1 protein-coding gene is annotated in these 411 nt (G+C 69.3%); it reads left to right on the top strand.

From position 1 onward, the window contains the following. On the top strand, positions 1–411 hold a 411-nt coding region (locus ACWTU8_RS33060; RefSeq protein WP_455851407.1), incomplete at both ends, for an IS66 family transposase.

Below are 411 nucleotides of genomic sequence, written 5' to 3'. Positions count from 1 at the left end.
GCTGCGGCGGTCATCGGCTGCGCAAGCTGGGTGAGGATATCACCGAGACGCTGGAGGTGGTGCCGCGGCAATGGAAGGTGATCCAACACGTGCGGGAGAAGTTCACCTGCCGCGACTGCGAGGCGATCAGCCAGGCTCCGGCGCCGTTCCACGCCACCCCACGCGGCTGGGCCGGTCCCGGCCTGCTGGCGATGATCCTGTTCGAGAAGTTCGGCCAGCATCAGCCGCTCAACCGCCAGGCTGAACGCTACGCCCGCGAAGGCGTGCCGCTCAGCCTGTCGACGCTCGCCGACCAGGTCGGTGCCGGCGCCGCGGCGCTGATGCCGCTGTTCAAGCGGCTCGAAGCCCATGTGCTGGCCGCTTCACGTCTGCACGGCGACGACACGACGGTGCCGGTCCTGGCCAAGGGCA

The sequence above is a fragment of the Mesorhizobium sp. BHbdii genome (assembly GCF_053848045.1).
Note: the sequence above shows the minus strand (reverse complement) of the source record. Positions and strands in the feature narration are given on the sequence as shown.